Annotated in this window: 6 protein-coding genes; all 6 read right to left on the bottom strand. The window is 37.7% G+C overall.

Going from position 1 to position 5,579, the window contains the following annotated elements; genetic code table 11:
* Window positions 1–684, bottom strand: a 684-nt coding sequence (locus tag A9G23_RS02235; protein ID WP_141674892.1) for a hypothetical protein, incomplete at its 3' end; no start/stop codon positions are given.
* A 103-nt stretch (window positions 685–787) separates the two neighbouring features.
* Window positions 788–1,054, bottom strand: a complete 267-nt coding sequence (locus A9G23_RS02230; RefSeq protein WP_065568307.1) for a hypothetical protein — start codon at window positions 1,052–1,054, stop codon at window positions 788–790.
* Window positions 1,051–1,425, bottom strand: a complete 375-nt coding sequence (locus A9G23_RS02225) for a hypothetical protein (protein WP_065586081.1) — start codon at window positions 1,423–1,425, stop codon at window positions 1,051–1,053. The genes A9G23_RS02230 and A9G23_RS02225 overlap by 4 nt, the downstream gene beginning before the upstream one ends.
* The gene (locus A9G23_RS02220; protein WP_065586080.1) at window positions 1,397–3,538 is read right to left on the bottom strand and encodes a hypothetical protein; all 2,142 of its coding nucleotides are present in this window, start codon (window positions 3,536–3,538) and stop codon (window positions 1,397–1,399) included. The genes A9G23_RS02225 and A9G23_RS02220 overlap by 29 nt, the downstream gene beginning before the upstream one ends.
* Window positions 3,539–3,540: 2 nt before the next feature.
* Window positions 3,541–3,840, bottom strand: coding sequence for a hypothetical protein (locus tag A9G23_RS02215; protein WP_065586079.1), 300 nt, complete (start codon window positions 3,838–3,840; stop codon window positions 3,541–3,543).
* Window positions 3,798–5,579 (bottom strand): DUF2345 domain-containing protein (locus A9G23_RS02210; protein ID WP_065586078.1); only part of this gene is annotated, 1,782 nt, incomplete at its 5' end. The genes A9G23_RS02210 and A9G23_RS02215, both read right to left, overlap by 43 nt.

Raw genomic sequence — 5,579 nt, 5'->3', positions numbered from 1 at the left:
AGAGAGGTTATCGGCAAAAATATCCTGTTTTGCCAATAAATCATCAAAGGTTTTAAAATCAAGACCTAAATCATCTCTAGGTACTAATAAGGAAACATAAACATAATCATCCTCAATAATTGCTCGGCTGATTTGTTTTTGATCGTTGAAATATAATTTTATATTACCTGAATGATCTGTTTCTGCATAATCTAAATAGCGTGATTCAATCCTTTTACAGACATTATTTTCCCACTCCAATAACCACTCTCTATCGCCAGTTGTTTCGGTAATATCAATGTCATTTTCTTCATAACTGCCCATTCTGCCAGTCCCATCCGGTATAAAACCAATAGATTTAACCTCCCAGCCATCAATATTTAATGATTCTCCAAGAACAAATCCAAAACGATATTCATAACATATTCCTGTAAAAGGCTTTCCTTGATAATAACAACGTATCTGATTCATTTCATAATCAAAATATTCTGCACTGGTTAACAAATCATAATCGACCTTTATCATACCATTGGCTTCAAATACACCATAATCTCGACTACCAGTAATAATACCGTCGGTAATTTCATATACTTGATAAAGCTGATTGTCACGATGATCGTAAGCTTCGCCATTAAATGGCGTATCGTTATAAAAGTAGTCATTACTGCGCTTTTCTAGTTGATTCAGTTCTATTCTGACTATCATAATAAGGGAACCTTAATCTTTTTATATTATCAACACCTAGTGTTCAAGATTTAGTATAGGTTATATTTTTGCTGTATCCAATTACAAAGAGGCAATATGATTGTTATAAACTTTTCTTTATATGTGGATAAATAAGTGCATTGATTTCCTCATCAGAGTATACGCCTCCTCCCATACAAAAAGCACCTGGTAACTCTTTTATTTGACAAAAAGATAAATGATACGCTTGCATAAAGTAATTTATTACAAGAAAAGAATTAAAGTCACTAGAATCAACTCTATCCTTGATTAACTTTATTAAAAAATTAATCTCTTTACCTTTTTTAGCATTTTCTCTTAATAGTTCTAATAATTCTTCATTTAAATTCATTTTATAATCTCATTTTTTGATTTAGAAAATAATACTTCAACCTTTGTATAATTACCTGGGGTTCCTTTTACTCGTGCTAACAAAATTTCCAATTGAGAAAATCCATATTTAGCTGCTTGGTTAGCTGTCCAAGTATGAGTTACCGCTTCTTCTAAAGAAACTCCTTGAGAGGTTAATTTATTAATGATACCAAGGTTTTTATTTGTAGCAGATTTTTCAAGATTCATCCAATTACCTCTAATACTTTTAACATTCTCACCATAATGATTCATCATTTGTGAAAACATATCGGAACCGCGGATTGGAGAGTTTACAGCATTGATTTTAAAATCAATAATGCCATCACTTTGAAAGTGTTGACAAAATACCATTTTTTCCATCAATAATTAAACTGAACTCATTAGAACTTGCGGTGGTTGGTCTAAATTTTTCAAAAGTATTCTTCTTACCGCCATACTTGCTTTCTTTCTTTTTTTCTGTTTTAAAATTAGTATTAACTGTCGTTCGACTTTCTTTATTAACCGTATTATCTTTCCTTATGCCTGTTTCTAAATTAATTGCATCGGAAACGTGTCCTGTGTTCTCAGTTAATAATGAGCGCTCTTTACCTTTAATTAAGTTTTCATCCAATATTCTATGAAAATATTCACCCGGTACCGCTTTTGCTTTGTTTTCCATACTTAATAGTTCCCACTTTTGTGGGTATATAGCAGATAACGTTTTTTCTACACCGTTTTCATAAGTTATTTGAACTGAAAGTGTTTTGTTATATTGCGTATCTTTTGTGTATGGCATTAAACTGGGTATCTCATCGGCAATATTTGATACCGTATTAGGCGAAGCAGGTAATACCTGATTTGAGTTTTCCACTCTATTGGGTACTGGGGATGACTCTGTTTTTTGGCTCGGTATGTTGCTTGGTATCTCAGAGAGCGAATTTTCAATACCCGGTTTTGGGAAATGTTCTTCACCTGAAATATATCGATCTATCTTTTCCAGGCTCATCGTGGTTTTAGAGGGAGACGGATCATTCTTTAATGCAGTAAGGTTTTTTTTGCTTCCGTGAATACTTATTGTGATAAGTATCCCATCCATGATGCCTCTTTTGATTAGTGCAGAAATTTTAGCTAATTTGATATCGGCTGGTAGCGTTTTATTGTGCATCACTGAATAAATGGCTTCGGCTAGTTCTTCAGTTATCAAAATGCCTTGTAATGAATCTGCACTTATTTGACCTATTAACGTGATTTTAACGGCTTGTTTTTGACTAATATTGGTTAATAATAGTGTTTTACTACTCCATTTTGCCGATGCGATAATTGTACCACCAGCAAACACATTAGAAACTATCGTTAAGATGTCAAATGAATCATCTTTCCAATTACTAAACCCTTCGCTATGCCGATCGGCAATATTGATAACAGCCGAGGTAGTTGACGCCGCAATCGATGACCATATTAACCCTGATACCACTCTTGAACCTGGCACTGGAGCAACTAATGTAATGACACCAGCAACCACTATTGCCGCAAATCCTAATGATGCTAAGGCATCAGATAAGGTATCTGAATCACTTTTACCATCTGTATCAAAATTAATTTCGATACCACCATAAATAATCTCTTTCCCTAAGATAATCCGATTATCATCATCAAAAGTGACTTCTTTTGCGACGCCAACTTGTTTATCTACTGCGGCATAGCCTTTAATAATGCCTTCTGGATAACGGTTATCTTTATCCCAACATTCAAGTGCTTGCTTAATGGCGTCTTCTTTTGTTTCGCCTTTGCCAACATAGACACCACAAAATGATCTGTCGACGGGGTTAGTCCAGTCAATTAAATGAACTTCGTTATCATTATAAAAATAGCCCACTCTTAATGACATATCTTCACGTTCACCATAAATGCTTGAAATATGTTTAACGTGAACTTGTCCAAAGTTTTCGCGGCAATCAGCTGGCACTTTATCAAGCAAAAATTTGAGTTTATCCTTGAAGAGCTTTAACGATTCCATTCGATTTTGATAGGCCTGTTCATCCTCGGATGATAGCTGCTGTTGCTTTTCTTGCACTAAGATCCAGTCAATTTGCTGAGTTAAATTTTTATAAAAAATAAATGGATTTTCTGACTCTTCGGCAGTATTTGTGGAATACGCAACACTTTGTTTTGCATTAATCACATTTTGGATATATTCAATATATTCCTTTCGGTTACCATATATTATTTCGCAAACAATTTTGTGACGCCCTTCAATAGCCCATTTTACTTCGTTCCATTGAGTTGAATTTTGAGGTCCATTAATGACTTTTCCTAGGTATTTATCATCAGTTCTGAACGAAATATGGTGATAACACCTCCATGAAGCCCTAATTTGTTCAAGCGCAGGTGCGTCGGGATTGATTCTTTGTAAAGAAAAAGACATGATCTTTCCACGTATCACATTAGTTAAATTGGGTTTAGCCACAATTCGATAATTTTGCATGGTTATTCCTTATTTATAGATACTTTATATTTAGTCGTTTTGATATCTGCTTTTGCAAATAAATAATCGATAGCTAATTTATCTTTGTGGTAAGGCCCTAATGCTTGGTAAATATCTTTTACCATGTCTTTTCCATAAATTTCCTTATAGGCATCAATTGTCATTTCAATGGTATTTTTGGAATAAGTTAAATACCCAATCATTTGTTCTGAATTTATCGTTTCAATGGCTTTATGCAATCGTTGAGCATTGGCTTTCGCTAAAATGTCATCATCATCTGGAAACTGATAATAATAGTCCATATTAGGAGGAACAGTTTTAATACCACTTTTCCTTCGCGATCTAAACGACCTTGTCTAAATTCACCATTATCAAAACAAACTTGATATTTAGTCGTTGGAATTGGGTAACCATCATCGGTTTCAAGATACAGCGTTATTCCTTCTTGTTTATCTTGTGTGGTGAAAGTTTGAGGAATAGCACCTGATAAAAGTGTCGATTTATAATCTAACGACGATACCCCCATCTTCTGGAAGACATTGCATTTAAGATAGATATTATCCTGTGTACCCAGTTCAATGCCTTCACTGCTAATTTTGATATAAGAGCCACCACAAATGAGGGTAATGTTATCTTTGGCGGTAATGGTTACCTTGCCATCCACGCTATCCACTTTAATATCTTGCTTGGCCGCCATATTGAGGTTGGCGTTTTGGGCTTGCACTTCAATATCGCCTTGGTTGGCAAACAGTTTCATGCCCGCTTTTTGCGCAAATAAGCCAATCGCTTCAGCCGATGAGAGGGTGACGTTGTTTAAAGCGTTGATATCAGTTTGATTTTCACTGGTTAAGGTGAGACTGTTAGCTGTTGTCAGTTGGATGTTTTCAGGGCTGGTTAGGGCCATGCCTTCTTGCGCATAGGCCAGTAGGCCACTTTGGGTTAGCTGAGTTAAGTTGGCTTTAAGTTGCGCTTGGCTGTCGGTATCGGCGCTGTGCGCCTCGGACTGGGTGGTGGCATTTTGTAGGGCTTTGGCAATGGAGAGGGCATTTTCAAGTTGGCTTATTGCCGCTTGCATATCCAGCTGTTTACCTTGCGCTTTGGGCTGGGTTTGCGTGGTTAAGTATAAGCCTCTATTGGCGGCAATGGCGCCCCATTCATCAGTGCGCAGTTCAAAGCCTTCACCGCGGGGTTGTTTTTTTTCGTTAACTAAGTGACCAATATTAAGTTGAGTTTTGCCGTATTCGGTAGCCAGTTTAATATGCTCTTGCCCACGTTTATCATCCATGCGCAGTTTGTTATTAGCCGGGGTGCGAATCACATTGCGGTGTTTGTTAATGGTGGTGACAAGGTCGGGGTGAGCACTGTCATGCATCGCATGGGCAATATACGGCCGGTCAGGATTGCCCTGCATAAAGGCAATGGCCACTTCGGTGCCATCAATTAACGGGAAGTGAAAGCCATAGGTGTTACCCGCATACGGTTTGGCTAAGCGTACCCATAAGCTTTCGGTGCCACTTTTCCATTGTTTCAGGTCAACATTAAATTTAACTCGATAGCGTCCTTGGGTATCAATATAGCCATAGGTGTCATTGTCGGGGCTGGTGACCCTTGCCGGTAACGTACCACTGACTTGTGGCCAGCGTATGGGCGCGGGGCGATAGGGTTTTAAGGCTTGATAAGGAATGGCGGTAAAGGTGAGCTCATAAGCATCAGTGCGATTACCTTGCCCCTGTACATTTAAAATAATGATACCGTCATTAATATCTGCTAGCGGACTGCCGTTGAGGTTAATCCATTGACCGGGGGCAAGGTGATAGTGATTACTCTTGCCTTTGAGAATAATTTGCTGGCTAATCGCCTGTTCATGACGAATACGGGCATACCACTGACCACTTTCAATCTGATTATCGTAAGTGTTATGGTCATTATCACTATTATCCTCACCATGAGTGTGTGGATTTCCCTGTCCGTTGCTCGCTAAGCCTTGATAGTGCTCAGCATAACGATAGTCGCTGCCATAGGTGGTCAGGTCTTTGGGTTG

Source organism: Gilliamella sp. App4-10 (genome assembly GCF_001690495.1).
Lineage (GTDB): Bacteria > Pseudomonadota > Gammaproteobacteria > Enterobacterales > Orbaceae > Gilliamella > Gilliamella apicola_G.
This window is presented reverse-complemented; position numbering and strand designations above follow the sequence as displayed.